This is a genomic window from Sphaerospermopsis aphanizomenoides BCCUSP55 (assembly GCF_001586785.1).
In the GTDB taxonomy this organism is placed as follows: Bacteria; Cyanobacteriota; Cyanobacteriia; order Cyanobacteriales; family Nostocaceae; genus Sphaerospermopsis_A; species Sphaerospermopsis_A aphanizomenoides_A.
The window spans coordinates 1-1,693 of sequence record NZ_LUFH02000214.1 but is presented as its reverse complement, the minus strand read 5'-3'; the positions used below and the strand labels follow the sequence as shown (position 1 = coordinate 1,693).

The window sequence follows — 1,693 nt, the reverse complement described above, 5'->3', positions numbered from 1 at the left end:
GGTGTGGGGTGTGGGGTGTAGGGGAAGAAAAATTAATTCTTCCTCCTGAACTCCTGAACTCCTGAACTCCTGAACTCCTGAACTCCTGAACTCCTGAACTCCTAAACTCCTGAATTCTTCTTCATAAATTTCTCTTTCCTACTTCCCAATGTACAAAACGCCAGCTATTATGACTCAATGCTGATGGCAGAGATAGAAATTGTATATTCAAGCTGTCAATTATTGATTTTTCCTGGTGGCCAGCTTTCCAGATAGGAAAAAGAGCAGTCTGCCGACACAATTAACAATAATTTAGACATCTGAGCAAAGATAGAGGAATTAAATATGCTGGAATTATTAGGTTCAGGTTTGGTTTCCCTTTGGCTGGATATGGCTGGAGTTAAGATCCAACCTTTAAATGCTTTAGATGCATTGGCTTGGCAAAGTAGTCCTGGCTTTGTTATTGCCCCTGATCCAAACCCAGCGGGAGCCATGACGGTGCAGGAATATCTTAAGGACTTGATGACCTCTAAGTTGGTAGACCAAAATCTGATTAAGCAACAGGGTATTTGGTTGCAGTCGGGTCCGATGTTAATGGCTAATCACCAAGGGACAATTCCTCTACCGGCTGCTTCTTTAACTAAGGTGGCAACTTCATTAACAGCTTTTAAAACTTTGGGGCCAAACCATCAATTTGAGACTTTGGTGAGTGCTACAGGGCCTATAGTCAATGGGGTAGTGAATGGTGATTTGGTGATTACTGGTAGTGGTGATCCGATGTTTGTAGGAGAGGAAGCGATCGCACTGGGTAATGCTCTCAACAAAATCGGTATCAAGCAGGTGAAGGGTAATTTGGTGATTGTTGGCAATTTTGCCATGAATTTCCAGCGTCAGCCTTTGTTAGCAGGTCAGTTACTTAAACAAGCATTAGATTACAAAAGTTGGAATCGTTCTGTAACTTACCAATACTCAATTATGCCTAAGGGAACACCTAAACCCCAAGTTGTCATTAAAGGTACTGTGAAAGTTGCAGCACAGCCCAATCCTAAACAAACTATATTAGTGCGGCATCTCTCCTTACCGTTGAAGGAATTGATTAAGGAGATGAATGTTTACAGTAATAATGATATTGCGGAAATGTTAGCAGAGTCGGTAGGAGGTGCAAATATGGTCAAAGCCACAGCAGCTAACCTTGCTAATGTCCCACAATCAGAAATTCAATTAATTAATGGTTCTGGACTGGGAAGAGAAAATCGCATTTCCCCCAGAGCCGTTTGTGCTATGTTTATGGCACTACAACGGGAAGCATCTGTCCACAATTTAACTTTAGCTGATTTATTTCCGATGTCTGGTTTAGATCACCGGGGAACATTGCACTCTAGACATTTACCAATGGCAACTGTGATGAAAACTGGAACTCTCAGTGATGTTAGTGCCTTAGCAGGAGTTGTCCCCACACGCGATCGCGGTTTAGTTTGGTTTGCTATTATCAATCGTGGTTACAATGTGTCGAGTTTCCGCACTGAACAAGACAAACTTTTACAACACCTGGTCAAACAATTGCAAGTATCGGCTAGTGTGCCTACAGCCCTCACTCCCCACTCACCGAAAAATTCTATACCAAAATTAGGCTTACCCAGCCGCAATGAAATTTTGTATAGAAATCAATAAAGAACTCATTTTTCTTCCCCTGCTTCCCCTGCCTCCCCTGCTT

General features: G+C 42.4%; 1 protein-coding gene. It reads left to right on the top strand.

Annotation, left to right across the window (positions count from 1 at the left end):
• Window positions 1-324: 324 nt before the first annotated feature.
• Entirely contained in the window at window positions 325-1,650 is a 1,326-nt protein-coding gene (locus A0J48_RS26335; protein ID WP_200327524.1) for a D-alanyl-D-alanine carboxypeptidase, read from the top strand.
• Window positions 1,651-1,693 lie beyond the last annotated feature (43 nt).